The 26,281-nt window shown below is 70.5% G+C and carries 25 protein-coding genes; 12 read left to right on the top strand and 13 right to left on the bottom strand.

The window, feature by feature from the left end; genetic code table 11:
• Positions 1–67 precede the first annotated feature (67 nt).
• Complete coding sequence (locus RM788_RS04580; RefSeq protein ID WP_315930252.1) at positions 68–631, top strand: TetR/AcrR family transcriptional regulator; 564 nt, start codon at positions 68–70, stop codon at positions 629–631.
• Positions 632–772: 141 nt separating this feature from the next.
• Here the strand turns inward: RM788_RS04580 and RM788_RS04585 are convergent, their stop codons facing one another.
• The 8 genes from RM788_RS04585 to RM788_RS04620 are packed head-to-tail and all read right to left on the bottom strand — an operon-like array spanning position 773 to position 9,170.
• Entirely contained in the window at positions 773–1,555 is a 783-nt protein-coding gene (locus tag RM788_RS04585) for a class I SAM-dependent methyltransferase (RefSeq protein ID WP_315930253.1), read from the bottom strand.
• A 58-nt stretch (positions 1,556–1,613) separates the two neighbouring features.
• Entirely contained in the window at positions 1,614–2,477 is an 864-nt protein-coding gene (locus RM788_RS04590; protein ID WP_315930254.1) for an ABC transporter ATP-binding protein, read from the bottom strand.
• A complete protein-coding gene (locus RM788_RS04595) occupies positions 2,474–3,577 on the bottom strand; it encodes a FecCD family ABC transporter permease (RefSeq protein WP_315930255.1) in 1,104 nt (367 codons plus the stop codon). The genes RM788_RS04590 and RM788_RS04595 overlap by 4 nt, the downstream gene beginning before the upstream one ends.
• Positions 3,574–4,677, bottom strand: a complete 1,104-nt coding sequence (locus tag RM788_RS04600; RefSeq protein WP_315930256.1) for an ABC transporter substrate-binding protein — start codon at positions 4,675–4,677, stop codon at positions 3,574–3,576. The genes RM788_RS04595 and RM788_RS04600 overlap by 4 nt, the downstream gene beginning before the upstream one ends.
• 50 nt (positions 4,678–4,727) lie before the next feature.
• On the bottom strand, positions 4,728–5,972 hold the full coding sequence (locus tag RM788_RS04605; protein WP_315930257.1) for an MFS transporter: 1,245 nt from the start codon (positions 5,970–5,972) through the stop codon (positions 4,728–4,730).
• Between the two features lie 43 nt (positions 5,973–6,015).
• Complete coding sequence (locus RM788_RS04610; protein WP_315930258.1) at positions 6,016–7,314, bottom strand: opine metallophore biosynthesis dehydrogenase; 1,299 nt, start codon at positions 7,312–7,314, stop codon at positions 6,016–6,018.
• Positions 7,311–8,135 carry a class I SAM-dependent methyltransferase gene (locus RM788_RS04615; protein WP_315930259.1) on the bottom strand — a complete coding sequence of 275 codons (825 nt, stop codon included), beginning with the start codon at positions 8,133–8,135 and terminating at the stop codon, positions 7,311–7,313. The genes RM788_RS04610 and RM788_RS04615 overlap by 4 nt, the downstream gene beginning before the upstream one ends.
• Before the next feature lie 33 nt (positions 8,136–8,168).
• The gene (locus RM788_RS04620; protein WP_315930260.1) at positions 8,169–9,170 is read right to left on the bottom strand and encodes a histidine racemase CntK family protein; all 1,002 of its coding nucleotides are present in this window, start codon (positions 9,168–9,170) and stop codon (positions 8,169–8,171) included.
• 320 nt (positions 9,171–9,490) lie between these two features.
• Between RM788_RS04620 and RM788_RS04625 the strand changes: the two genes are divergently transcribed.
• The 3 genes from RM788_RS04625 (at position 9,491) to RM788_RS04635 (ending at position 11,322) form a co-directional block, all read left to right on the top strand.
• Positions 9,491–9,913 (top strand): hypothetical protein, encoded by a 423-nt coding sequence (locus RM788_RS04625; protein WP_315930261.1) that lies wholly within the window; start codon positions 9,491–9,493, stop codon positions 9,911–9,913.
• Positions 9,910–10,950, top strand: a complete 1,041-nt coding sequence (locus tag RM788_RS04630) for a 2-dehydropantoate 2-reductase N-terminal domain-containing protein (RefSeq protein ID WP_315930262.1) — start codon at positions 9,910–9,912, stop codon at positions 10,948–10,950. Before RM788_RS04625 ends, RM788_RS04630 begins: the two co-directional genes overlap by 4 nt.
• Positions 10,951–11,061: 111 nt before the next feature.
• On the top strand, positions 11,062–11,322 hold the full coding sequence (locus RM788_RS04635; protein WP_315930263.1) for a hypothetical protein: 261 nt from the start codon (positions 11,062–11,064) through the stop codon (positions 11,320–11,322).
• Between the two features lie 163 nt (positions 11,323–11,485).
• Here the strand turns inward: RM788_RS04635 and RM788_RS04640 are convergent, their stop codons facing one another.
• On the bottom strand, positions 11,486–13,063 hold the full coding sequence (locus RM788_RS04640) for an FAD-dependent oxidoreductase (protein WP_315930264.1): 1,578 nt from the start codon (positions 13,061–13,063) through the stop codon (positions 11,486–11,488).
• A gap of 121 nt (positions 13,064–13,184) precedes the next feature.
• On the opposite strand from RM788_RS04640, the gene RM788_RS04645 reads away from it, so the two are divergent.
• From RM788_RS04645 to RM788_RS04655, 3 genes are read left to right on the top strand one after another with little or no spacing between them, the layout of a single operon-like run.
• Positions 13,185–13,994 carry a carotenoid biosynthesis protein gene (locus RM788_RS04645; protein ID WP_315930265.1) on the top strand — a complete coding sequence of 270 codons (810 nt, stop codon included), beginning with the start codon at positions 13,185–13,187 and terminating at the stop codon, positions 13,992–13,994.
• The gene (locus RM788_RS04650) at positions 13,991–15,127 is read left to right on the top strand and encodes a glycosyltransferase family 2 protein (protein WP_315930266.1); all 1,137 of its coding nucleotides are present in this window, start codon (positions 13,991–13,993) and stop codon (positions 15,125–15,127) included. The genes RM788_RS04645 and RM788_RS04650 overlap by 4 nt, the downstream gene beginning before the upstream one ends.
• A gap of 1 nt (position 15,128) precedes the next feature.
• The gene (locus RM788_RS04655) at positions 15,129–16,607 is read left to right on the top strand and encodes a phytoene desaturase family protein (RefSeq protein ID WP_315930267.1); all 1,479 of its coding nucleotides are present in this window, start codon (positions 15,129–15,131) and stop codon (positions 16,605–16,607) included.
• On the opposite strand, the gene RM788_RS04660 is transcribed toward RM788_RS04655, so the two are convergent.
• Complete coding sequence (locus RM788_RS04660) at positions 16,569–17,324, bottom strand: CDP-alcohol phosphatidyltransferase family protein (RefSeq protein ID WP_315930268.1); 756 nt, start codon at positions 17,322–17,324, stop codon at positions 16,569–16,571. The two genes, RM788_RS04655 and RM788_RS04660, sit on opposite strands and share 39 nt — an antisense overlap.
• A 77-nt stretch (positions 17,325–17,401) precedes the next feature.
• On the opposite strand from RM788_RS04660, the gene RM788_RS04665 reads away from it, so the two are divergent.
• Both RM788_RS04665 and RM788_RS04670 read left to right on the top strand, forming a co-directional pair.
• Entirely contained in the window at positions 17,402–18,283 is an 882-nt protein-coding gene (locus tag RM788_RS04665) for a YihY/virulence factor BrkB family protein (RefSeq protein ID WP_315930269.1), read from the top strand.
• Between the two features lie 116 nt (positions 18,284–18,399).
• Entirely contained in the window at positions 18,400–19,215 is an 816-nt protein-coding gene (locus tag RM788_RS04670) for an FkbM family methyltransferase (RefSeq protein WP_315930270.1), read from the top strand.
• A gap of 58 nt (positions 19,216–19,273) precedes the next feature.
• On the opposite strand, the gene RM788_RS04675 is transcribed toward RM788_RS04670, so the two are convergent.
• The 3 genes from RM788_RS04675 to RM788_RS04685 form a co-directional block, all read right to left on the bottom strand.
• Positions 19,274–20,572, bottom strand: a complete 1,299-nt coding sequence (locus RM788_RS04675; RefSeq protein ID WP_315930271.1) for a glycosyltransferase family 2 protein — start codon at positions 20,570–20,572, stop codon at positions 19,274–19,276.
• Complete coding sequence (locus tag RM788_RS04680) at positions 20,566–21,477, bottom strand: hypothetical protein (RefSeq protein ID WP_315930272.1); 912 nt, start codon at positions 21,475–21,477, stop codon at positions 20,566–20,568. Before RM788_RS04680 ends, RM788_RS04675 begins: the two co-directional genes overlap by 7 nt.
• An 86-nt stretch (positions 21,478–21,563) precedes the next feature.
• The gene (locus tag RM788_RS04685; RefSeq protein WP_315930273.1) at positions 21,564–22,598 is read right to left on the bottom strand and encodes a glycosyltransferase family protein; all 1,035 of its coding nucleotides are present in this window, start codon (positions 22,596–22,598) and stop codon (positions 21,564–21,566) included.
• A gap of 571 nt (positions 22,599–23,169) precedes the next feature.
• On the opposite strand from RM788_RS04685, the gene RM788_RS04690 reads away from it, so the two are divergent.
• The 3 genes from RM788_RS04690 to RM788_RS04700 are packed head-to-tail and all read left to right on the top strand — an operon-like array spanning position 23,170 to position 26,167.
• Entirely contained in the window at positions 23,170–24,267 is a 1,098-nt protein-coding gene (locus RM788_RS04690) for a glycosyltransferase (RefSeq protein ID WP_315930274.1), read from the top strand.
• Positions 24,264–25,289: a glycosyltransferase gene (locus RM788_RS04695; protein ID WP_315930275.1), complete on the top strand. Its 1,026-nt coding sequence runs from the start codon at positions 24,264–24,266 to the stop codon at positions 25,287–25,289. The genes RM788_RS04690 and RM788_RS04695 overlap by 4 nt, the downstream gene beginning before the upstream one ends.
• Positions 25,286–26,167: a glycosyltransferase family 2 protein gene (locus tag RM788_RS04700; RefSeq protein WP_315930276.1), complete on the top strand. Its 882-nt coding sequence runs from the start codon at positions 25,286–25,288 to the stop codon at positions 26,165–26,167. Before RM788_RS04695 ends, RM788_RS04700 begins: the two co-directional genes overlap by 4 nt.
• Positions 26,168–26,281 lie beyond the last annotated feature (114 nt).

Below are 26,281 nucleotides of genomic sequence, written 5' to 3' on the forward strand. Positions count from 1 at the left end.
TCTCCTCCTAGACCGTAACCCCGCCGGGCAACATACGCAAACGAACCAGTTCGTTTAGACTCGTGGCGTGGACAAGGCGCAGGCGAGCAGACGACGACTCCTGGACGCGGGCGCAGTCGAGTTCGCCGCCCACGGCATCGCGGGCGGACGCGTCGACCGCGTCTCCGCCGAGGCGAAGGTGAGCAAGGCCCAGCTGTACGCCTACTACGGCAGCAAGGAGGCCCTGTTCGACGCGGTGCTCCACGACCAGGTCAGCGGCATCCTCGACGCCGCTCCCCTCACCGCCGACGACCTACCCGGCTACGCCGTCCGCCTCTACGACGCCTACCTCGACCGCCCGCAACTGGTGCGCCTGGCGACGTGGGCACGACTGGAGCGCACGCCCGAGGGTCACCTGTTCACCGAGGCCGACGAGACCCCCAAGACCGACGCCATCGCCCGCGCGCAGGAAGCCGGGCACATCGACCCGTCACTGCCCCCGGCCGACGTGCACTCCATGGTCATCTCCCTGGCCATGACCTGGTCCCCCAGCAGCCTCACCTACACCGCCACCACGGCCGACCCCGCCGCCGACCACGAACGCCGCCGCCGGAGCCTCGCCCACACCGTCCGCCACGCCTTCTGCACCTGACAGCCTGCACCCCGCGTTGGGACACGTCCTGGGCCCGAAGATCACCCATCCACCGGTTCCGGACCTCCTGCCCCGCAACGACATCCGGGCGCACTCGGACGTTCCCCGGTGACCTGCGGGCCGGGCTGTCCCGACCCGCTCCTACCGGAGTCCGACGACGACGCGCTCCTGGAGGTCCTGCCAGACCACGCCCGCCTCCGCGAATCCGGCGTCGAGGAGGGCGGCCTCGTTGAACCGGTGCGAGGCCGCCGTCCAGTCCCGTGCGCCCTCCGGCCACAGCGTCGCGCGCACAGCCAACGCGTCGGCCAGTTCCGGTTCGGCCTCCACGGCCTCCCACCACGTCTCCCAGGACTCCGCGCCGCGGGCCAGCGCGTGGTTGCGCCGGTCGAGGGCGAGGGCGTCGCACACCGAACGCAGCCTGCTCCCCGGAGGGTGCGGCAGGTAGTCGGCGTTGAGCAGGACACCTCCGGGACGCAGCAGTCCGAACGCGTGCCGATAGGTCGCGGCGAGGACCGCCGGGTCCAGCCAGTGCAGCGCCGTGCTGGACAGCACCGCGTCGAAGGTGCCGTCCACACCGTCGTCGCCGAGGGCGGTGGGCCAGTCGGGGTCGCGCAGGTCGGCTCGGACCCACCTCAGGCGGCCGTCCACGTCGCCCACGGCCCCCTGGCCGATCGCCAGCAGCACCGGGTCGACGTCGACGGCCACCGATCGCGCCTTCGGCAGCCGGTCGAGCAGACGGCTGCTGATCGCGCCGGGGCCGCACGCCAGGTCGAGCACCACGAGGTCCTCAGCCGGTCGCAGGTGGGTGAGGACCTCGAGCATCACCTCGTACACGCGGTCGCGGTCGGCGATGTAGGCGGTCTGCTGGACTTCCCACCTGGCGAACAGGTCGGGCTGCGGCTCGTTCTGCTTGGGCGCGGTCACGGACTTTCCTCTCTGCGGGATTGCGGTGTCACCTTGCGCGGCACGGCGGACTGCCTTCTCATCCCCGCCCCTGTCGCGGTCCGCCCATCGCCGTCGCGACGGCGTCGTTCGTCGTCGTGCCGTCCAGGCGGGAGAAGCCCAGGTGCAGCTGCCCGGTGTCGGGGTCGGTCCACCGGTGTGATCGGACGCCGAAGACCTCGGCGACCAGCTCCGGGGTGAGCACCTCGGCCGGTGGCCCGTCGGCCACGACCCGGCCGCGGTGCAGGACGTAGACGCGGTCGCAGTGCCCGACCGCCAGCGTGAGGTCGTGCATGACCGTGAGCGTGGACACCCCGAGCGTCCGGACGAGGTTGAGCAGTTCCAACTGGAAGCGGATGTCCAGGTGGTTGGTCGGCTCGTCGAGCACCAGCAGCCGCGGTTGCTGGGTCAACGCCCTGGCCAGCAGCACCCGCTGCTTCTCCCCACCGGAGAGCGTGTCGTAATCGCGCCCCGCCAACGCGGACACGCCGGTCCTGGCGAGGGCCTGCGCGCAGATCCGGCGGTCCTCCCCCGTGTCGCGGTCCAGTGGGCCCTTGTGCGGGTTGCGGCCCATCGCGACCACGTCGGCGACCTTGAGGACGAAATCGCTCCCGGACTCCTGCACCACCACGGCGGTGCGCTGCGCGGACTCGCGAGCGCTCAGCCGCCACACGTCGGAGCCGTCCACGCGCACCAGTCCCGCTTCCGGGCGCAGCGCGCGGTAGATCACCCGCAGGAGCGTGGACTTCCCGCTGCCGTTCGGGCCGACGATGCCGACCATTTCACCCGCGCCGACCGTCAGGTTCGCCTCGGACACGATGGGGGTTCCGCCCAGCGCCACCGACAGGGAGTCGACCGCGACCCGCGGCGGCGTGGACTCGTTCCCGTGTGCTGCGTCCGTCATCCGAACCGAGCCTCCCGTCCGACCTCGCGTTGACGCAGCAGCCAGATGAAGAACGGCACCCCGAACACCGCCGTCACGATGGAGAGGGGCAGTTCGGTGGACGTGAGCACGGTGCGGGCGGCGAGGTCCATCAGGACCAGGAACGCCGCTCCGAGCAGCGCCGCGACCGGCAGCAGCCGCCGGTGGTCCGAGCCGACCAGCATCCGGCACAGGTGCGGGATGATCAAGCCGATGAACGCGACCGCGCCGCTGACGGCGACCATGACCCCGACCATCAGCGAGGTGACCAGCAACATCCGGATCCGGAACCGGGCGATGTCGAGCCCGAGGGAGACCGCCGTCTCCTCGCCGCTGAGCAGGGAGTTCAACGGTCGCGCCTGGGTGAACAGGTACAGCGTGCCCGCCACCACGCCGAGGGCGGGGATGCCGACGTCGCTCCAAGCGGTGGATCCCAGGCTGCCGAACAGCCAGATGAGCACACCCTGCACGTCATGGGGGTTGGCCCGCAACAACAACAGCCCGTAGAGGGCCTGGAACAGGTACGCCAACGACACCCCGGCCAGGATCAGCCGGAACGGGGTGACCCGTCCCGCGCGTTGGGCCAGCAGGTACACCAACAAGGTCGCGATCAGCGCGCCGGCGAACGCGGCCGACGAAAGCCCCAGCCCGGCGACGGAGGCGGAACCCAGCACCAGCACCGACACCGCGCCGAAGGAGGCGCCCGAGGAGACGCCGAGCAGGTACGGATCGGCCAACGGGTTGCGCACCACCGCCTGCAGCACGACCCCGACCGCGGCCAGACCCGCGCCGACCACCGCCCCGAGCAGCGCGCGGGGAAGCCGGAACTGCCACACGATCTGGGCGTACACGGGGTCGGCGGGCTTGGCGAACCAGTCCGAGGAGATGTTGTGGAGCACCACTTGCACGGTGTCGCGCAGCGGAACCCTCACCGGGCCGAGGGAGGTCGCCAGGGCGATGCTCACGACCACCGCGGCGCCCAGGCCGAGCAGCAACACCGCCTGACCGGCCATGCGGCGCGGCGGCGGGGATTCCGGATCCTCCAGGGGATGCGGGCCGGTGTCGGGCGTCAAGGATGTCATTTCCCACCCGACGGGGTCGTCGGCGACGTGGTCGGCGCGGTGTCGGCGAACGCGTCCGGGTGCAGGGTTCGGGCGAGGTCTTCGACGGTGTCGACGAAACGCCATCCCGGTGTGTTGGCGGTGTCGTAGGTCAAGGCGAACCGCTTGTCCTTGCTGGCCCGCATCTCCGGGAACATGCGGTACAGGTAGTCGGTCTTGGCGGTCACGTCCTGGTCGCTGTTGGGGCTGGCGCCGATCAGGAACGCCGCGGGATTCGTGGCGGCCACCTGCTCCTGCGAGACGCTCTGGAAACCCCTCCGCCCTCCCTCGGTGTTCCCGAAGACGTTCACCCCACCGGCCAGGCCGATCACCTCGTTGGCGAAGGCGTCGCGGGTGCCCGTCATGATCGGCCCTTCACCGCCGTAGTAGTAGAACACCGGGACCTGGCCGCGACCCGCGACCCGCTTCTGCACCTCGGCGACGCGCGCCTTCATCCCGTCGATCACCTCCGTCGCCCTGTCCTCGACGTCGAAGATGACGCCGAGCTCGGCGATGGCGCGGTAGGTGAACGCGGTCTGGACCGGGTTGTCGTCGGGGCACACCAGGGCGTACACCTGCGCGCCGATGGACTGGAGTTCGTCGACCGTGGCCAAACCCGGTGAGAGCTGCTCGGGGCCGCCGTACTCGGAGTTGACGTAGGCGAAGAGCATGTCGGGCCGCAGCCCGAACATCTCCTCCTTGCCGACCGGGACGTACGCGTCGGGGGACTTGTCCGGGACGCGGTCGAAGTCGGCGGCCTGGTCGGGCAGAGGGGTGTCCATCGGCTTGATCTGGGCTATCGCCCGGTCACCGAGCCCCAGGCCGAAGAAGAGTTCCGCCGCTGATTGGAATCCCAGGTAGACCCGGCTCGGCGCCTTCTCGAACGTCACCTCGCGGCCGCAGTTCCGGACCGTCACCGGGTAGTGGCCGGAAGATCCCGGAGGATTCGAGGGATCACCCCCGTTCGACGAGCCCTCGCTCCCGGCACATCCGGCCACCAGGACGGACATGGCGAACAACGCCGCCATCAACGACCGGGGGCGGGCACCTCCCGGAAAAGCCGGCACGCGACGTCCACTCATCGACAACCTCCACCGTGTTCCCTCGTTCGCGATCGAAGACCGATCCCGCCTCATGACTGCGATCGAACCGTCGCGGCCGCCGCCACCGACAGCACCGTGAACAGACCGAAGACCGCGGCGGCGCCCCAATAACCGGCCGCCGCCAACCCCGCCCCACCGGCGGACGCGCCGAGGAACAAGCCGAGGCTCATACCGGAGGCGTTGACGCTCAGAGCGGTGCCGCGCAAGGTGCCGCCGCGACGCACCAGAAGCGTCACCACCGATGCCACGCCCACCGCGTGACTGGCCGACAGCAGCGCGGTGCTGATCAACGCGACCGGCAGGGTGGGCGCCAGGTACACACCGAACAACGAGACCAACGCGAGAGCCAGGAAGACGTTCAGGGCCCGACGGGCACGCTGGTCGGACTCCGTGGCGTTGACCAGGCGCCCGGCGATCAGGTTGCCCAGGAAGAACGCGCCGCCGCTGAGGGTCCACACGAACGCGAACATCCCCGGCGACAGGCCGAACCGGTCGGCGTAGAACGCGGCCAGGTACGCCAGGTACCCCTGGAACGCCGCGGCCTGACCGAACGACACCAGCAGCAGGGCTCGGGCACCCGGCACCACGGCCAACCCCCGGAAGGCGGCGAAGTAGCCGAGGGGCGGTGACGCGTCGTCGACATGCCGTTCTCGTCCGTACCGGAGCAGGACCGGCGTCAGCACGACCGCGACCACCGCGATGGCGACCAGGTCCCCCCGCCAGCCCCACCAGAGCGCGGGAAGCGCGACCAGCGGTGCCACCAGGGTCGCGGCCAGCGTCTTCGTCGCGGTCACCAGCGTCGCGGCACGGGCGGCGGCCGGGCCGGTCCCGAACCGGTCGGCCGCCGCGGTCGTCAACGCCGGGTACAGCACCGCGTTCGACACACCGATCAACAAGCAGAACACGGCCAGGGAAGGCAGCCAGGCGACCGTTCCGAACAGCGACGCCACGGCGAGCAGCACCAAACCCCAGGCCGCGACCCTGCCCGGCGGGACCCTCCCGACCAACGGCGCCACGGCCACGCCGACCAGCACGGCGCCGATCCCGCCCAGACCGCGCAACGCGCCCACCGTCGCGTCGCTGCCCCCGGCGGCGTCGGCGATCGGCACCAGGAACGTGCTGTAGACGGTGAAGGGCAACAGCCCGAGCACCGAGGCGAGCAGGGTCGGCATCACCTCCCTGCTGATGCGCCAATCGCTCTGCGGCCGATCAGTCACCGGTGCGTCGACGCCGTCCCGCTGCGTCGGGTCCGCGTTCTCGGCTGTCGGGCTCACGTGGTCGAACTCCCTGTCGTCCGATGTGCCGGATGGTCCGCGCTCACCGCGCTTTCGTGATCTCTTCGCAGATCATGTCCAGGTCCTCGCGGAAGTCCCGCACTTCGAAGGCATCCGTCAGCGGCTCGCCGGCGTGAATCCCGGCCGCTTCCCCAAGCGCGCGCTCGTAGCGACCGAGGAACTCGTCGATGGTCGGGCAGTCCACCCCCAGGTGTCGGGCGACCCCTTGGATCACCTTCGTCCGGTAGTAGTCCTCCTTCGGCATCCTCGGCACGTCCCAGCGCCCCTCGCCGTCGACGAAGACCCGGCGGATGGGGATCGCCGAGAAGTCGAAGTACCTGCCGTCGGCGTCGGGTTCGGAGAACGGGTCGACCAGCAGCGAGGCGTAGCGGACGTACACCAGGTACTCCTGGTGTACGGGCGGCAACCCCTCGAACAGTTCGACGTCCTGGCGCGAAATGCTCTCCGGGCGGACCGGGTAGCTGTCGTCGACCATGAACCGGAGCAGGTTGACGCCCTTGATGCCCATCTTCCCGACGATGGCCGTCACCTCTTTCCACTGGTTCACCATCTCTCTGACCATGGAAGGCGTGATCGGCCCTTCGGGAACCAGCTTGTAGACGTACCTGGTCGGTTCGGCGTCGAAGAACACGGTGTTCAGCGAGATCTCGTTCATGAAGAGCGCCGGGTGGACGTACAGGGAGATGTTCCTGGTCTCCGCCTCCATCGGACCGTTCACGACCCCCATGGCGACGCCCAACCGCCGGTGCATGTCGCACAGCAGGTCCAGGTTCTCCGATCGGCCTCGACTGGAGCCGATGTACAGCTTCTTCTTCACCGCCGCCGTGAGGACGTGGTGCGAGGGAGCCCCGTCCATCCACCGGGTGTCACCCAGGTAACTGGAGAAGCTGATCACCTCGGCGTCGACGCCGCGGCCCCGGAGGTAGTTCCGCACGAGGCTGTTGGAGCCGAAAGTGGGCGACACCAGGACGACGCAGGAGATCCGGCTCAGGACACCGTGGTCGATCCGGCGCAGGACCTGGGTGTACGCGTCCGCGGTCACCGTCAGGACGAGCGTGCGCCACTCGCCGGTGACCGCCTCGTAGTCCCGGAAGAGCTCGTCGACCGGGCATTCACCGGCCGCCGCACTGTGCTTGTCGTTCTGGACATCGACCCGTGCGGTCCGACCGTTCCGCTCCAGGTCCGCGAAGAACGCGGTCGAGCGGACGGACTCCCGGCCCGCGATCCCGACCGCGCAGTCCAACCGGCTCTTCACCATGACCGCGAACTGCACCGAGGTCGGTCCGGTGCCCGCGATCAAGACCCGCCCGAGGTCGCTCATCGAATCCCCGATCCGCGCGTGTGCGACAACCGGGCCTTCACGTACAGCGCCACGTCGAAGATGTGTTCCGGACGGAGGACCCGGTCGGCCAACTTCCACTTCCGGTCGTCGACCTCCTCCATCGGGTAGTTGAACAAGGACTTCAGGTGGTCGCCGTGCCTCATGGCCACCACCACGTCGTCGCGTGTGGACGAGTGGATCCTGTGCAGGAGTTCGTACTTCACCGCGACGGTCGAACTGAAGATGACGTGCGACGCTTCCCGCGTGAACGCCAGGTCGTCCACCGGTACCCGCTCCAGCCTGATGTCCAAGCCGCTCCCCAGCTTCTTCACGACCTGTCGGCCGAGTTCGACGGCTTCTTCGTCGATGTCCACACCGACGACGCAGGCGCCGGTGCGCTCGGCGATGTAGAGCGGGGTCATCGGGAACGAACCCGAGCCGACCAGCAACACCCTGGACGAGGACGTCAACCGGAAGGTGCCGAACTCCACCTCGATACCGGACTCGACGTTGTCGAAGTAGCCCGCCGACCCGGTGCCGCCACCGAGCAGGTTCAGCGCGCGGTACTTCTCCATGATCGCCGCGCAGCGCGCGGACTGCGCCCTCAACTCGGCCACAAGTCGCGTGAAGTCGGGCGAGCTCTCACCTGCGAGCCTGGTCCAGGAATCGTGGTGACGCGCGTCGGTCACGAACGCGGAGTAGTCGCCCACGACATGTTCCATATCCCCGCTGTGGCGAGCGGTCCCGTCGTACCGCCCCGCCGACTCCCGGAGCCTGCCCAGGTACTCGTCCATCAGCAGTCGGAGATCCGTGGTGCCCATTGCCCTCCTTGCCGATCGTTCACCAGACGGGCATCAGGCCACCTGCAAGTACGCTTTTCCCTCAGCCACGATCCTGACCGCCCCTTCGATCCTGATACCGGTCAGAACGCCTTGCACGCAGTCCGCCGCCACTTTCATCGTTCCCCCCGGTTGGATCACGCTCGTCACGACGGACGCGTTGTTCTTCCACGCCAGATAAGCACCGAGCGAGGCCGTACCCGACCCGCACCCCCGTTCCCACACCACGCTGCCCAAGGCCGGGACGTGGACCAACGGGGTCAGGCAATTCGAATTCGGGTCGTACAACATCACGCCGACCAGGGAGACGTTCCACGTTCTGCCGAGCCGTACCGCCAACGATTGCGCCTTCTCCCGGATGACCTGGTCGAGTCGGCCGGTCTCGATCACCACGTGCAGCGAGTTGTCGTACCGCACGAGCGCGGAACGACCACCGACCCCGTCCGTCAGCGTGACGCTCTCCACCGCCCACGGAGTCGGCATCGCGAGTTCGCAGACGTACTCGTTGCCCTGCTTGACAACGTGGCACATGACGAGGCCCTTGGTCCCCGAGACTTCCAGGACCACCTTCATGGGGCGACCAGGATCGAGCCCCTCCTCCGCCGCGGTCAGAGCCGCCAGCGCCATGCACGCGTTGCCGCAGAACTCACCCCCCGCCATGCGGAGGCTGATGTCGGCATCGGGTGATTCCGACTTCTGCACGAATCCCACCTGTTCGGCGTGGAGGTGCTCGTACGCCATGATCTGCCGGGCTATGTCCCGGTACTCCTCCTCCGGGTGCTCCGTCCGGATGAGGAGGGTCATGTTCTGCGTCGGGCTCAGCTTCACAAAACCGATTTCCCGACTGAACAACGAACGCTTCCCGTGGCCGAATCCGAACGGGGAGCTTTCACCGACCGCGCTTTCGCGCGGCGACCGCGAACCGAGCCCCTTCGACCGTCGAGGGGGAACCGGTAACCAGGGTGGTGAATCCTCGGCCGACAGGTCAGAATGCGCGTGAGCAAGGCCGTTCCCCACCGGACCCTCCTCGATCTCGTTGTGAGCGCCATGGCGTTACGACGAAGAGGTCGAGCGACTGAACGATGAAGTTCCCCCACCATTAAAGATGTGATCCGGATCACATCCATTGTCCTGGTCGGGAGTGGAGATCACTGCCGGGCAGGCGGATCAGGCCGAAGTCCTGGCACGGATTTCCCGGTCGGAGCCCTCCACGCCATCGAGAGCCGGCGCGGCACAGCGTCGCGGGCACCTCGCTGCAGCTGATCGGCGGCGAACCGGGCATCACCAAAGCCGCGGCGCACCACCGCTTCCGCCCCCGCGAAGACCTGTTCGCCGCGGTGGTCGCCCCGGTCTGCGCGCAACCGCGCACCGCGGTCGAGGCCGCCGAGGCCCTGCGCGGTCGGCGAGCACGCGCCGATCGGACGCCGGTCGGATTCGTCGACACGGTGCTGGGCCACCGCCGACTGCCGCCCGTGCTCACCGGCGATCGGGGAGCGGTGCGGATGCTCGACTCCCATCAGGAACTCGACGACCTGACCGCCCGCGTGGTCGCACTGCTCGCGGAGGTCGAGCAGGGCCCCGGCGGCCGCGTCCGGGCCGACGTCGTCATGTCCGGGATCGCCCGCGCGGCGGGACCGCGAACCAAGGACCTGGACCACGCCGTCCTGCGCGGCCACCTGCTCGACGCGGGCCGGCACACCCCCGGCCTGCGCGCCCCGCGGTCGAACCCCCGATCCCACCAGGGGAACATCGCCTCGTGAGCAGTCCATCCGCACTCGTCGTCGGCGCGGGCGCCGTCGGCATGTCCCTCGGCTACCACCTGGGCCTGGCCGGTGCCGACATCACCTTCCTCGTCCGGGCGGGCCGCACCGACGCCTTCGCCGCCCCGCGACAGCTCTACGACTACAACGACAACACCCTCAAGACGTTCGACGGGTACGAGGTCGTCGAGGACACCGCACCCCTCGACGGGCGGACTTTCGCGTTCGTCGTGATCACCCTCGACGGCCACACCAGCCGCACCGCACAGGGCGCCGCCACGCTCCGCGCGATCGGCGACCTCGTCCACGACACCGACGCCGTGGTCCTCATGGACGGCATCGGCGTCGACCTGCGCCGGCACTACCTCGACGCCCTGCGCATCCCTGGCGACCGACTGCTCCTCGGCTTCCTCGGCATGCTCGCCCACCAGGCCGACGCGAACCTACCGGTGCCTCCCGGCGCCGACGCGGCCGCGATCGCGGCCGCCGACGTCTGCTACGTCCACCCGCCCACCAAGGTCGGGTTCACCGTGGTCCGGTCCGACCAGGCGGCCGCGAAGAGCTTCGCACTGCTGTACGACCGCAGCGGCGTCTCCCGCGTGAGCTTCCTGCCCGCGAAACCCGCCGATGTCCTGAGCAACGCCGTCTTCGCCGTCTACGCGGCCTGCGACGTCGCCGGGTGGCCGCCCATCGCCGACGTCATCGCCGACAAGCCGCTGTGGACACTCGCCTGCCGCGCCCAGGCCGAGATCATGGCCCTCCCCCGCAACGGCCTGCTCGGCAAGGTGGCGGCACTCTTCATGCGGCCACGGGTCACCGCCGCGATCCACCGCAAGCAGGAGAAGGACATGCGACCGCTGGACACAGCGGCGTTCAACCGCTTCCACCACGGCGGCAAGGTCCGCCGGCAGGGCATGGACGTGCTGCGCGACTCCGTCACCGAAGGACAACGCCAGGGCCGCCCCATGACCGCCCTGCGCACCCTGCTCACCCGCGCGGAGAGCCTGCCCGCCGCCGATCAGACCCCACCGGAGTGACTTCCGCCTCGCCGAACATCCTGGTGGCACAGGACCGGGCGCGCGCGTCGACGTCCACCACTGCCGACAAGCAGACCTGCCGCTCGGGAACAGGCACTCGAGGGTTCCCGGGTGAGCGCCGGAGCGCGCAACGCTCCCCAGGGGGCGCGATGGGAATTCGTGGTGGGCCGCGGCCCGGTCCACCCGACAGTGCGGACAAGTGCCGGTCGCCGGTCGCGCGTGCTCGTCGACGACGAGCACCTGCACATCGGTTTCGGGCCTTTCACCAGGAGGATCCCCGCGTCCAGCGCGCACTCGGTCGACATCGTCGACCTGCTCACGAGCGGACGCCCCTCCCCCGGATCCGGCTGCCGGGCGGGACGACAAGACTGATCACCGGTCCAGGTCCTCGAGTGCGGGTCAGGACGATCAGCGCACCAAGCGGAAGCACGGGAGCCGGGCAGTGGACGTCGACCGTCCGGGAACCGCACCACTTGGGACGTCGGTCGCGCCAGCACATCGACGCACGCACCCGGGCGTAGCTCCGCCCGTGCGGTCAGGAGACCTTCGAGGAGCGGCGTGCGGCCCGGCGCAGCACACCCGATCGGCCGCTGTTCGCGACCGTCCACAGGTCGTGCCCCTGCACGTCCCACCCGGCCAGCAGCGCGTTGGCCGCGCAGAAACCCGTGGTGGCCGCGCGTTCCATCAGCGCGACCGGCAGGTCGATCCTGGCCAGGTCGCCGGCGAGCACGACGGTGGGGTCGGTGGTGGTGACCGAGGGGCGCTGGTGGAAGGTGCCGGGTGCGAACAGGGGGCAGTCGTCGGCCACGACGTGTTCGACGTGCCGGACGTCGGCGCCCCGCAGTTCCGGGTAGACCGCGCCGAGGTCGCCGATGATGTCGCGCACCACCTCGTCCTGGTCGAAGTCCTCGGGCAGGGCGTAGGCGTGCAGTTCGACCACCGACCCGCCTGTGCGGTCCCGCCAGGCGCGGGCCTCGTCCTCGAACGCGTCCAGCACGCTGACGTTGTCCAGGTGGGAAAACCCGCTGGTGCCGAGGAACGGGGCGCGATCCGGCCGGGCGGGGCGGTCCAGCCACAGCCTGCTGACGAGGAACTTCGGCGCTGTCCGCAGGGCGCCGATCTGCGAACGCCACGCGGAGTCCACCAGGGACGGTGATGCCTCGGCCAGGCGCCGCAGGCCCGCGACGTCGGAGGCGAGCACGACCGCGTCGACGTCCACCGAGGTGCCGCCGGTGAGCACCCGGTGTCCGGACGGCAGTCGCACAAGTCCGTCGACGGGGGTCGTCGTGCGGACCTCGACGCCGAGCGACTCCAGGTACCGGCGCAACGGCGTCCACAAGGTGTGCGGGAAGGGCCCTCGTGGAACGTCGAACAGGAGGCCTTCGCTGGAGCCGAGGAAGTAGATGTGGAACATCGTGGCGAGTTCGGCGGCCGACAGCGCGCGGGGGTCGGTGAAGAAGCTGCGGGAGAACACCTCGAACGCCAGGTGCTGCGCGGCCTCGGGGAAACCGATGTCGTCGAGGAACGACGCGGCGTCGACCGTGTCGAGGTCGGTGTAGGTCTGGGGCACCGACACGTCGAACAGGCGGGCGGCGCTGGTGGGGTTCATCCGGCGCAGTCCGTCGATGGTGAAGGTCTGGCTGCGCAGCACGAAGCCCGCGACGTTCCACGGCGGGGTCTTCGGCAGCCCGGCGAAGCTCTCCCTGGTGCCGTCCCTGTGCAGCAGCGGGTAGTCGGCGATCGGGCGCAGCAGGCCGAGGTCGGGGTCGATGCGCCGCAACAACGCGCGCAGGTTGTAGTACTGGCGGAAGAACGCGTGGAATCCCCTGGTCATCGTGGCGGCGGTGTCGCCGCTCCCGGTCGCCCAGCCGCGGAGGCGGCCGCCGAGTTCCGCCTCGCGTTCGAACAGGTGGACCGCCACTCCCCTCTCCGCCAGCGCGACCGCGGCCGCCACACCGGCGATACCGCCGCCGACGACGGCGACCTTCGGCCGGTCGGGCAGGTGCTCCACCGAGGGGTGACCGGGACGGGCGGGCAACGCGACGGCGTTGCGGTCCCGGCCGGGCCGGACCGGTTCCCGGCGTGCGGATGGCGCGGTGCGGATGGAGACCATCCAGGGATGCTCGCATCCCGCGGCGGGTTCGGCATGACGGTGCGCGAGGCCCGCCACGCCGCCCCGACCGCGACTCCCGGTCGTCATGCCGGTGCGGCGCCGGGCGGATAGGGTCCACACCATGGCGTCGACCCGCATGCCCGGAAACCCTGCTGTGCGCGGGAAAACCCAGGTGATCGGCGTCGCGGCGTGGTTGCTCGGCGTCGTGGTGGTCGTGGCCCAGATCCTGTACTCGAAGGCCGAACCGGATGACCGGTTGACGACCACCGTCGTCTCGGTGGCGGCGTTCGCCGCGGCTTCCGTCTGCGACGCGGTCGCCCGGTTCGGGTCGAGGGCGGCGGGTCTGCTGGTCCTGGTCGCGGGTGGTGGCGGACTGCAGGCCGAGACCGTCGGCGTGCACACCGGCTACCCGTTCGGCACCTACGGCTACAGCGGCACGCTCGGCGTGGAACTGGTCGGGGTCCCGGTCGTGGTGCCCCTGGCGTGGATCATGATGTCGTGGCCCGCGCTGCTGGTCGGGCGCGCGCTGGCCGAGCCGGCGCGCCGGTGGTCGGTGGTCGCGGTAGGCGCGTGGGCGCTGGTGTCCTGGGACGTGTTCCTGGATCCCCAGATGGTCGACGCCGGGCACTGGACGTGGGCGACGCCGACCCCTTCCCTGCCGGGCGTCACCGGGGTCCCGCTGACCAACTACGCGGGCTGGCTGCTCGTCGCCGCCGCGATCGTCGCCGCCCTGCACGCGGGCGTCCCCGACTCGCGGGAGTCCGGCGTTCGCGGGGTGGCCCTGCGGGTGGGGCCCGCGCCGGTGCTCTACCTGTGGACCTACGGGTCGTCGGTGTGGGCGCACGCGGTGTTCTTCGGCCGTCCGTGGGTGTCGGTGGTCGGCGGGATCCTGATGGGCGCCGTGGCCGTGCCGTTCGCGGTGGCGGTGTGACGGGGCAACCGATGACGAGGACGGCCGGGTCGACCCTGGTCGGGTCGGCGTCGGTGGCGTCCGTGCTGCTGGCCGCGCACACGGTGGTGAACGCCCGGCTGATGCGACGCCCCCGCGTCCCCGCCGAGCCGTGCCACGAGCGGGTGTCGGTGCTGCTCCCGGTGCGGGACGAGGCCCACCGGGTCACGCCGACGATCCGGTCGCTCACCGCTCAACGGGGCGTGGCGGACCTCGAGATCGTCGTGCTCGACGACGGGTCGTCGGACGGCACGGCCGACGTGGTCGAGCGGGCCGCGGCCGGGGACCCCCGTGTCCGGGTCGTCGTGGGCGATCCGCCCCCGGAGGGCGTGCCGGGCAAGCCCCGTGCGTGCGCCCGGCTCGCGCGGGAGGCCCGCGGCTCGGTCCTGGTGTACGTCGACGCCGACGTCGTGCTGACCCCGGACGCCGTGGCCGCCGCGGTCGCGCTGCTGCGGGAGCGGCGGCTCGACGCCGTCTCCCCGTTCCCCCGGCAGTTGGCCGACGACACCGCCACGCGCCTGGTCCAGCCGCTACTTCAGTGGTCGTGGCTGGTGTTCCTGCCGCTGCGGTTGGCCGAACGCTCGCCGCGACCATCGCTGTCAGCCGCCAACGGGCAGTTCCTCGTCCTGGACGCCGTCGCGCTGCGGCGGGCGGGCGGTTTCGAGGGGGTCTCCTCGGCGGTGCTCGACGACATCGCGGTGATGCGCGCGGTCAAGCGGGCCGGAGGGCGGGGCATCGTCGCCGACGGCAGCGGGATCGCGTCCTGCCGGATGTACGAGGGCTGGTCGGAGGTCCGGCTCGGCTACGAGAAGTCGCTGTGGTCGGCGACCGGGAACCCGGTGAGCGCGCTGGTCCTCGGAGCGGGGTTGGCGTGGCTGTACCTGGTGCCGCCGCTCGCGGCCCTGGCGGGCTCGCGCGTCGGCGCCGTGGGCTACGGCGCCGGGGTGCTCAGCCGCGTGGTCGCCGCTCGGCACACGGGTGGCCGGGTGTGGCCGGACGCGCTCGCGCACCCGGTGTCGGTGGGGTTGCTGCTGTCGTTGATCACCCGTTCGTGGCGGGCGCGTCGTCGTGGTCTGCTGGAGTGGAAGGGCCGTTCGCTGCGAGGGGGTCGCTGACGTGGCGCGGGTGGCGGTGGTGGGCGCGGGCATGGCCGGGTTGGCCGTTGCCGCGCGGCTGGCCGCCGCCGGTCACCGGGTGACGGTCGTCGAGCAGGCGGCGACGTACGGCGGCAAGCTCGGCGTGTTCTCGCGCGACGGGTTCACCTTCGACACGGGTCCGTCGCTGCTGACCCTGCCGGGGGTGTTCCGCTCGCTGTTCGCCGACACCGGAGCGCCGTTGGAGGACGTTCTCGACCTCGTGCCGGTCGACCCCGTGTGCCACTACCGGTTCCCGGACGGGTCCGTGTTGGACATGCCCCACGCGGAGCAGGACATCGACAGCGCGTTGACCGACGCGTTCGGCGCGCCCGCCGCCCGGCAGTGGCGCTCGGTGCTGGCGGACGCGGAGCGGTTGTGGGACCTGGTCGGCGAACCCGTGCTGCAACACCCGTTGGGTGGAGCGTTCGACGTGGTCCGCCGGGCGGCCAATCCGCGGGACCTGATGGCGATCGCGCCGTGGCGGACGTTGCGCACGCTGGGCAAGCGGCGCCTGGACGACCCGCGGCTGCGGATGCTGCTCGACCGCTACGCCACCTACACCGGTTCGGATCCGCGGCGGATCCCCGCGCTGATGTCGGTCGTCCCGTTCGTGGAGCAGCGGTTCGGGGGCTGGTACGTCCGCGGCGGACTGCGCAAGCTCGCGGACGCGGTGTTCGAGCGGTGCGTGGAACTCGGCGTCCGGTTCCGCTTCGACACCCCCGTCCACGCGGTCCGGACCGAGGGCGGCGTGGTGACCGGTGTGACGCTGCCCGACGGGGAGCCCCTCGCCGCCGACATCGTCGTGTCCGACGTCGACGCCGCACACCTCTACCACGACCTGGTGGCCGATCCGCGAGCTCGCCGACCCCGCAGGGCGCTGCGGCGCGTCCAGCCGTCGCTGTCGGGTTTCGTGCTGCTGCTCGCACTGCGCGGTCGCACTCCCGATCCCCGCCACCACCGGGTCCTCTTCCCCGCCCGCTACGACGCCGAGTTCGACTCGATCTTCGGCAGGCACCCCGAGCCGGTCGCCGATCCCGCGATCTACGTGTGCGCCCCGCCGGATCCCGCGGTCCGCCCACCCGACGGCGAGGCGTGGTTCGTCCTGGTGAACGCGCCCCGGCACGGCGAGGGCCAGGTCGACTGGGACCGGCCGGGTCTGGCCGACGGTTACGCGGACCACGTCCTGCGAGTGATGGCCGATCGCGGGTTGGACGTCCGGTCGCGGGTGCGGTGGCGCGAGGTCCGCACCCCGGCCGACTGGGAACGCGACACGGGGTCGGTCGGCGGGTCGATCTACGGGTCGTCGTCCAACGGCGCTCGCGCGGCCCTGCTGCGCCCGGCCAACAGCAGCCCGGTGCGCGGTCTGCACCTGGTCGGCGGCTCGGCCCACCCCGGAGGCGGGCTGCCGCTGGTCACGATGTCAGCCGCGATCGTCGCCACTGAGATCGGTCCTGCCTGAGGTCGCCGACCCGGTGGGATCCACCCAGGGACGGCCGGCGAGTTCCCGGCGGATTCCGATGACCAGCTGAACCCCGCCGACCACGGCGCAGGCCGCCCACACCACCCCGCACACCACGCCCCAGTCCCAGCCCGTGCCCGGAGTACCCGTCGGTGCGAGCCCCGCGCCCGCGCACGCGATCACCGCGACGATGATCCTGGTCGGCCGCTCGGCGACGGTGATCGATCCCGCCGACCCCATCCCGACGCTCTGCGCTTTGGCACGCGCGTATTCGTGCAGCAGCACACCGGCACCCAGCGCGACGCCCAACCGGGAATCCGCGCCGAGCACCACCAGGATTCCCACCAGGCACAGGTCCGCCAGGCGGTCGGAGACGGCGTCGACCACGGCGCCCAGCGGTCGGGCGCGTCCGGTGCGCAGCGCGACAGCACCGTCGAGGCCGTCCAGCACACCCGCGGCCAGGACCAGGGCGGACGCCGCCAAGGGCCACCGACCACCGGCGGCCACGACCGCCACGGCCGCGGCGGCGACAACCACACTGGCCGCGGACAGCACATCCGGGTGCACCCGGCCGAGGAACCTGCCGGCAGCGAGCCCGTGGACCACGCGCAGCCAGATGACGACCACCCTGCTGGTCGATACGTCCTCGCCGTGCAGCCGCGACCACCCGGCGACCGGATCAACGGGTGGACGCGCGCCTTGGCCATCGCCGGTCATCCGCCCACCGTAGGCCCGGTGGCCCCTCGACGCGGTGTCGGCGGGTGAGATGCCCTCCGAGCGGGTACCACGCGGTCATGACCGCGCTCCGTTCACACATCCGCGGAGTGCTCACCCACTTCTCCGCAGCTCTACGCGGTCGCGACCTGACCCTGTGGGCCGCGGGTCTCACGTTCTTCTCGGTGCTGGCCATCGTGCCGATGCTGCTGCTGCTGGTGCGCGGTGCGGCGCTGTTCATCGGCGACGCGGTGGTGCTCGACCACGCTCGACGCCTCGGCGACGCGCTGCCCGAGGCACATGACAGCACCACGCAACTGGTCGCACTCGCCCAGGCGGCGGTCGACGCCAAATGGACCACGCTCCTCACCGCACTGGTGCCCGCGAGCATGTACGGCGAAGGGTTGCGCCGCGCTCTCGTGCAGACCACCGGCACGCGGCCGACCGGGTTCACCGGATGGGCGGGCAGGCTCGGTTTCCTGCCGGTGCTGCTCGTGGGACCGGTGTTGCTCGCGCTCCCCCTTGCGGTGGTGCCCTGGGTGGGTCCGCTGTACGAGGCGGGCGGATGGTCGACGGTGCTCGGCATCGTGGTGTCGTTCCACGTGGACTGGGTGCCGATCTCCCTGATCGTGTTCCTGATCATCCGGTTCACCGGCCCGCCGGCTTTCACGACCCGCGCCGCGTTGCTCGCGGGCTTCGTGATCGGGGCCGTCCTGACCGGTTTCCTGCACGGTTTCGTGGTGTTCCTCGCGATACCGCTGGACTGGAGCATCCCGTTCGGCGGACTGACCGTCGCAGGCGTCGTGGCGGCGCTGGCGCTGTGGCTGTTCGTGCTGCACGTCATCTTCCTCATGGCCTACCGCGTCGCGCTGAGCAGTCATCAGGTCTACCTCGCCCGACGTTCAGGACGGGACTCCGCCGATGACGACGCACCGTCCCCACCGACGGAGTCGGCGAAGTAGGGCACTCACCACCGCGTCGAGTTGGCGGGCGCGATGAAGCGGGACGAAGTACGGTTCACCGACTGGACAAGCGCCCGTTGCCTGACGGCCGGCCGACGGACGAGAACAGGACGATCATGCAGCAGAACACAAGTTCGTCGACCGAGCCCGTGCGCGTGCAGGTGTCGGATGAACTCTCGGTTCTGACGCGGGGCGGTCCATGGGCCGCGGGTGAAGCGCACTACCTCTTCCACGAGATCTTCACCCACGACGACTACCTCAAAGATCTTCCGCGGCTGCCGCCGGATGCCGTCGTCGTGGACGCGGGCGCCAACATCGGCCTGTTCGCGCTGCGAATCGCCCAAGCCTGCCCGGAAGCGCGCCTTGTCGTGGTGGAACCCGTTCCCTCCACGTGTGCGCTGCTGCGCCTCAACCTCGACGGCCTCGCTGTCGACGAGGTGGACATCCGGGAGGTCGCGCTCGGCGAATCATCCGGTCGAACGGTTCTCACGGCGTACACGCACCTCTCGGCGAACTCGACCGGGCGCCCGCACGAGAAGCCCGCCTCGTGGGTGGCGGCGATGCGCAGTGCCCAACCCGACCAGGCCACCGCCGACGAGATGCTGAGCACCAGTGCGGTGGAGGTCGACGTCGTGCGCCTGTCCCAGGTGCTGCCGCGGCACCTGTCGCGGATCGATCTGGTCAAAGTGGACGTCGAAGGCGCGGAACTGGAGGTGCTGCGCGGCATCGACGACCAGGACTGGCCGCGGATCGCCGCGGTGGTGGTCGAGGTGCACGACGTCGACAGCCGGCTCGCGGAGGTCGAGCGCCTGCTCACCCGTCATGGGTTCTCCTGCACCGTGCGGGTGCCCGCCATGATGTCGCCGGATTTGCAGCACTACATCGTGACGGCCCAGGCCACGGATCACAGCAAGGCGACAACCGTCGACTGACGACGATCGTCCTGCCGTTGCCGACGGTTTACCTCCAGAAGCCAGGGTGTATCGACCATCACCGCCACGAGGAGAAGAACCCCTCCAGCGTCCGGCTGCGCTCGTCGCTCGCGTCGAGATCGATCCGGTGGATGCTGAAGGCCCGTTGCAGCACCTCGTGCCGCTCGAAGCAGTGAGCCCAACGGCGCGCGCGTCCGACCGCGCGAGTGGACCACGCCACCGCCAGCAACTCCCCCTCCTGGACCAAGTCGACCCGACCGACATCGGATTGGGTGATCAACTCCACCGCGCGGTGGACAGCGGACACGGGCAACGGCCCGTGCACCGCGAGGTGCACCCGTGCGCGGCGCTCCTGGTCCTCCGTCCACGGTTCCGCGCGCACCACGCCTTCGTAGGTCTCCAGCAGCCGCTTGTCGTCGACGGGGAGCCGGATGCCGAGGTCCCGGTGGTCTTGGCGCAGCAGCGAGTGCACTGTGCGCACCATGCGGTCGAAAGACCCCTCAGCGCGCACGGTGGCCAACACGTCGAACACCACCCCGGCCAAAGGGGCGCCACGGGTCCCCGGCTCGGGTATCACGGCGGCCAGCCGTGCGCTCTGCAAGTCCAGGACATCGGTGCTGTCCCCGCGCCCGCCCCAGTCAGGCCCGTCGTGCCACGCGACGGCGGTGCGCTCGTGCACGAGCACCGCGCCCGCGTTCCACGCGCGGTAGGCGAAGTCCCAATCCTCGCCGCCGTAACCCACGAACCGCTCGTCGAAACCGCCGAGGTCGAGGAACAGCTCCTTCCTGCAGGCCATCACCGCTCCGATCACGAAGCGGAAGCTGCGGCCATCGGCGTTCAAGAGGTTTTCCGTTGTGGCGTAAGCGTCCAGCAACCACGGCGGTTCCTCGAGGGCGTCCACGTCCTGCGGCTGTTCGTCCTCGGCGAGTCGGGAGAACGAGGTGTGCCGGCGGCGGCCCACGGCCAGCACGTCGGGGCAGAGACCGATGTGGCGCACCACGCCTTCCACGTACCCCGCTTCGGGCACGGTGTCGGCGTCCAGGAAGACCAGGACCTCCCCCGTGCTGTGCCGAACAGCCAGATTTCGGACGGCCGCGGCGCGAAATCCCTCATCGGGCTGGGTCACGACAAGGGTTTCGACACCCGGCACGGCGAACGCGGGGGCGACGGCCGACCCGTCGTCGGCCAGCACCACCTGGGATGGTCGCAAGGTCTGGCGTTGCAGGGCCGACGCCATCCGGCCCAGCAGGTGGTGCTGCTCGAAATGGGTCACGACAACGGTCACGGTGGGTTTCTGCCGGGGATACCCCGACAGCAGATCCCACTCGTTGCGGGGCAGCAGGACGTCGGTCAGCACAGCGGCCCACCCGACTGTGCACGAACCCTGGCAAGCTCGGAGCGGTAGAGGGCTACGTGCTCGGCGCCGGTGTCCTGCCATCGTGGACGACGCGCCAACCGCGTCATCCCGGTGTCTTCCAGTGCACGGGAGACGTACTCGATCAGCTCGGGTTTGCCCTCCGCCAGCAGCAGGTTGCCCGGATAGCGGTGTTCGATCTCCGTGCTGTAAGGACCTGCCCAGACGATCGGTCGTCGCCGGCAGGACAACCAGGACAGCAGAGAACCGCTGGCGCTGACGTCGCGGTTCAGCACCAAGGGGACCCCTGCCGCCGCGGCCACGGAGGCGAACCGCGCGTCGGTCAGGTATCCGGTGATCGTCAGCGGCACCTGTCTGCGCTGGGCGCGCTCTCGCAGGTGGTCCTCCAGGTCGCGGTGTCCGGTACTGGTGGTCCCGGCGGCGATCACCGCGGGAGCACCAGCCGCACGGTCGCGACCCACGTCCGCGGCCAAGTCGATCGCGTCATCGTGTCCCTTGCCCGGATAGAGGTAACCGAGCAGGACCAGGGACGAGGATGCGCCTGCGGGACTCGCGGCTGGGGCTGGCGCTGGTTCCGGTGGGAGGGGCAGATCGATGTGGTGCGGGCTCTTGCCGGTGAGTTCGGTGATCTTGCGCGCCTCGTGCTCCGCGGAGACGACGACGGCGTCGCTGGCCTCGATCACGGCCGCGTAGCCCGCGCAGCGCACTCGGTCACGACGGCTGTGGCCGTGGGGATCGGGGACGTCGTGCACGGTGAGGACCAGCGGTCGACGGGCTCCTTCCGCCCACTTGCGGTACGCACGGGCGGCTTCCTCGATCGTGGAGCCGAACAGGGCGTCGGTGAAGTGGGCGTGCGTGAGGTCCGGCGCCTGGTCGGTGTCGACCACGCCGTGCGCCGCGCAGAGATGGGCAACAGCTCGCGCGTGGCGGACGACTCCATGACCGGCAGGCCCCGGAGCGTAGGTGTGAACCCTCATCGCCGAACCGCGATCGGCGGTCGGGCGACGGAGGTCACCGCGCGGTAAACGGCGTTGTGGGCACCGATGATGGCGGATCGGTCGATGCTCCGCCTGTCGGGATCAGCGCGCCAACGGGGCCGCTGGGAATGGGCGCGGCGCAGTGCGGCGTCCAAGCTGTCGGCGTCCAGCGCGGTCTCCGTGCGCTGGTAGAGCAGGCAAGGAGCCTGCTCGTGGTAGAACCCGCAGTCGGGGGCGAGGACCGTCGTCCCCAGGTCGTGACAGGCTTCCAGCCAGCCCGAGTGGGTGCCGAACCGGTGCGGGAGAACGGATACGTCGAGACCCCCGATGTAGTCGTACAGCTCGGAGTCGGAGAACGGCGGCCCCACCGTGACGGCGATACCGCGCTGCTCCAGTTCTTCTGCGGCGCGGCGACCGCCCTCGTCGTCGTGGGCGTGGACCACCAGTCGCGAATCGGGCAGCGTGGAGATCGTGTGCGCGAGCTGTTCGGCGACGGCGACGGCGTCGCAGTTGGCGCGCATGCTCTTCGCGTGCACTCCGATCACGAACGAGTCGCGCCGGCCACGCGCGGATGCCCGACGTGCTCGCTGCGGGTCGACCACGTGCGGGTGCGGGATCACCGTCGCGACGCGCCCCCAGGTGGAGGCGATGTGCTCGGCCGCGCCAGGGGTCAGGGTGATGACGGCGTCGGCTGAGGGGATGAGCACGTCGAGCGCCTCGCGGTGCGGGCCGGGATCGACCTGGTGGGGGTTGCGCAGGTCGTGCACGGTGAGAACCAGGGGTTTGCCGTGCGCGCGCAGGGTTTCCACCACCGAACGCAGGTCGTGGACGGAGAGGTGCTCGTAGCCGAAGTGCAGGTGCAGCAGGTCGAACCGCTCGTGGTTGGTGCGCAGCCACCCGAGTTCCAGAGCCTGGTGCGGCCACCACTGGCCGTCAGGTGCGCCGGGCACAGGCGGGTCGGGCAGGACGTGGAAGCCCGGTGTGGCACTCGTGTCCGAGATGTTGCGGATGTAGGGGTGCCCTGCCGGCACGGAGGCGACTCTCAGCGGCCGTTGCACAGGTTGCGGTTAGCCCTCGTTGTGCCTGACCAAACGCGTCGGCAGGGCCCTGTTCGAGTGAAGTGACCCAGGTGTGCCATGAGGATGGTTCAAACCCCTACGGCCGTTTTTCACCTGATCTCAGTCGGCTGCCGGGTGCACGCACGCGACGTGGCTCACGATGGAACTCGTGAGCCACGTCCACCGACCGCACAACCGAACCCGTCGCACGACGACGTGCGTCCACAATCACCCTGCTCTCGTTGTTTCCCGCTGCCCAGTGCGGGTATCTCCGGCACAAGGGGCGAAAACCCGTCACACCGGTCTCGCCTGGCACCTCTAGTGATTCCTGTTCACAGATCGGATACCTCGACACCCCGTTGCCGGAAAAGGTGATTGCCGCTTCACCAGCGGGTGATGAGGACTGTCCACATCGGTTCGCGGTCGATGAACGGATCGACGGGCGCACTCGGTAGAAGGAGCACATGCGGTGGCACGAACAACATCCGCCGTCAGGCCAGGTTGGTCTCGACCGGTACTGCGCGACGGCGTCCGCGCAGAGCCCGTGACGGGTTCGCTCCGGCTGTCGGGAGACGACCTCGCCAGCCCGCCGCTTTCCATCGGTCTGATCGCTTCGGCGCGCTACCCCATCCGCGAGCCCTTCGCAGGCGGGTTGGAGGCGCACACGTGGCAGTTGGCCACCGGCTTGAGGAAGCGGGGGCACGAGGTGACGGTTTTCGGCGGTACGGGCTCGGATCCGGCGCTGCGGGTCAAGGCCATGCCGGTTCTCCCGACCCTGTCCGCGCAATCCCGGCGCGACGTCAGCATGCCGCCCGACTACTTCATCGCCGAGCACCACGCCTACCTCGGTCTGATGATGGATCTCGGCGCCTCCGCGGTGTGTGACGTGGTGCACAACAACTCGCTGCACTACCTGCCCATCGCCATGGCCTCGACGCTGCGCACACCGGTGCTGACCACGTTGCACACCCCACCCACCCCGTGGCTGGAGTCCGCGATCGGGTTGTGTTCCCCCGAGCACGCCTACTTCGCCGCCGTCAGCGCCCACACCGCGCGGCAGTGGTCCTCCTTGGCACCCAAGATCACCGTGGTGCGCAACGGAGTCGAACTCGACCGGTGGGTGCCCGGCGGTGGTGGAGGACCACCGGTGTGGTTCGGCCGCCTGGTGCCCGAGAAGGGCGCCGAACTGGCCATCCAGGCCGCTCGCTCGGCAGGCACCGGGCTGCGGCTGGCCGGTCCCCGACCGGACGCCGAGTACTTCCGGCAGGAGATCGAGCCTCTGCTGGGTGGTGACGTCGTGTACGAAGGGCACCTGACCCACCACGACCTGGTGGGACTGGTCGGGTCCGCCACCGTCGCCGTGGTGTCGCCGCGCTGGGAGGAACCGTACGGGCTGGTCGTGGCCGAAGCGCTCGCTTGCGGCACCCCCGTCGCCGGTTTCGCCCGAGGGGCACTACCCGAGGTGCTCGACGAGCACAGCGGCGTCCTGGCCGCGCCCGACGACGTGGCCGGACTCGCCACGGCCATCACCCAAGCGGCGTCGTTGGACCGCGCCGCGGCCCGGTACCGCGCTGAAACCACGTGTTCGGTGGACCGCATGGTGGACGGGTACGTGCGGATGTACCGGGAGTTGCGGTCGTGATCGCCTACTACGTGCACCACCACGGGTCCGGGCACATGCACCGGGCCATGTCCATCGCCCGCCACCTGGACGGCGACGTCATCGGGATCTCCAGCCTCGACGCGCCCGCCCACTGGCCGGGCCGGTGGACGACGCTGCCCGATGACGCTCAGGGCGTCGACGTGACGCACGACGACGTCAGCGCGGGCGACACCCTGCACTGGGCCCCCAGGCACCATGCGGGCCTGCGCGAACGGATGGCCCTGGTGAGCGCGGAGTTGCGCAGCGGTTCGGTTCGCCTGCTCGTCGCGGACGTATCGGTCGAGATCGCCGTGCTGGCCCGGCTGCACGGCGTGCCGGTGGTGGTCGTCGCGCAGCCCGGACGTCGGACCGACCGCGCCCACCGCACGGCCTACGACCTGGCCGAGGCGATCATCGCGCCATGGCCGCGGCAGCCCGCGCCGGACTGGCCTGAGGCGTGGTCGGCCAAAACCGCGCACGTCGGAGCGTTCTCGCGCTTCGACGGCCGCCCCACCTCACCGGCCACCGCACAGCGGAAGGTCCTGGTGCTGTGGGGAGCGGGCGGTCTGGCGGTGTCCGAAGCCCAACTCCACGCCGCGGCGGCGGCAACCCCGGAGTGGCACTGGGACATCGCCGGTCCACCCGCGTCCGGAAAGGCCCCCGGCCCCCAACCGCCCAACCTGCGCCACCACGGCTGGGTGAACGACCCGTGGCCGCTGCTGGACGAAGCAGGTGTCGTCATCACCCATGCCGGGCAGAACGCGCTCGCCGAGGTGGCGGCGGCCCGCAGGCCCGCGGTCGTCATCCCCCAGCCCCGCCCCTTCGACGAGCAGCACGCCACCTCCGAGGCACTGGTCCACGCCGACTTGGGTGTGGTGGCCCCGACCTGGCCCGAACCGGACCAGTGGTCCGCGGTGCTGACCAGCGCGCAGTCGCGCGGCCGCGACTGGTCACGGTGGTCGGGCGGTGACGGCGCCGCTCGTGCCGCAGCGGTGCTGCGCGATCTGGCGCAGCACCGATGACGGGTCGAACGCGACGGCCCCGCACAGCGGTCATCACCATCGCGGCAGGGCGTGAGGCCCATCTCCAGCGGCAACGTGAAGCCCTCAGCGCCGATGAGGTCGACCTGCACGTCGTCGTCGGCATGACCGGCTTCCCGCGGTTGCGCCCCGTGCCCTCCGCCCCCGAAGTCACGCCGATCTCCGTGACCGCGGGCCCCCGAGGGCTTCCCCTGGCCGCGGCCCGCAACGCCGGAGCACGAGCCGCGATCCAACGCGGCGCCGAACTCCTGGTCTTCCTCGACGTCGACTGCATACCCGGCCCCCGGTCGCTGGCCCGCTACACCACCGCCGCCCTCGACGTCCCCCCGGCGACCCTGCTGTGCGGCCCCGTGGCGTACTTGCCACCTCCGACGCACCAGGGGTATCCCCCACCGGGGGAACTCGCGGGCCTGGCCCAACCGCATCCGGCGAGGCCCGCTCCCGAAACGGGGCGAATCCTGCTGGACGACAAGCGGTTCAACCTGTTCTGGTCGCTGTCCTTCGCGACTTCCCGCGACGACTGGGACCTCTTCGGCGGCTTCTGCGAGCAGTTCGCGGGATACGGCGCCGAGGACACCGACTTCGCGCTCCGCGCGGCGGCACACGGAGCTCGTCTGGCCTGGATCGGCGGGGCTGTCGCCTACCACCAACACCACCCTCCCAGCAGGCACGAGGAGCGCCACGTCCGAGAACTGGTGATCAACGCCCGGCTCTTCCACCGACGCCACGGTTTCTGGCCCATGGAGGACTGGCTGACCGACCTGGACCGGGCCGAAGTCGTCCGGTTCGACCGCGCGCACGACGTGCTCCGCCTGCTGCCGGAGTTCGGCGCGAAGCTCCAAGCGCACAGGCTGCGGTGACCATCCGGGTGTCGTTCGCACGGACGCACCGGACAGCAGTTGGCCTGCGATACCACCATGTTGATCCACCTCGCCGCCCATTGACGAGGTGCAAGGGCACACCGGATCGGTGAC

It is taken from the genome of Umezawaea sp. Da 62-37 (assembly GCF_032460545.1).
Lineage (GTDB): Bacteria > Actinomycetota > Actinomycetes > Mycobacteriales > Pseudonocardiaceae > Umezawaea.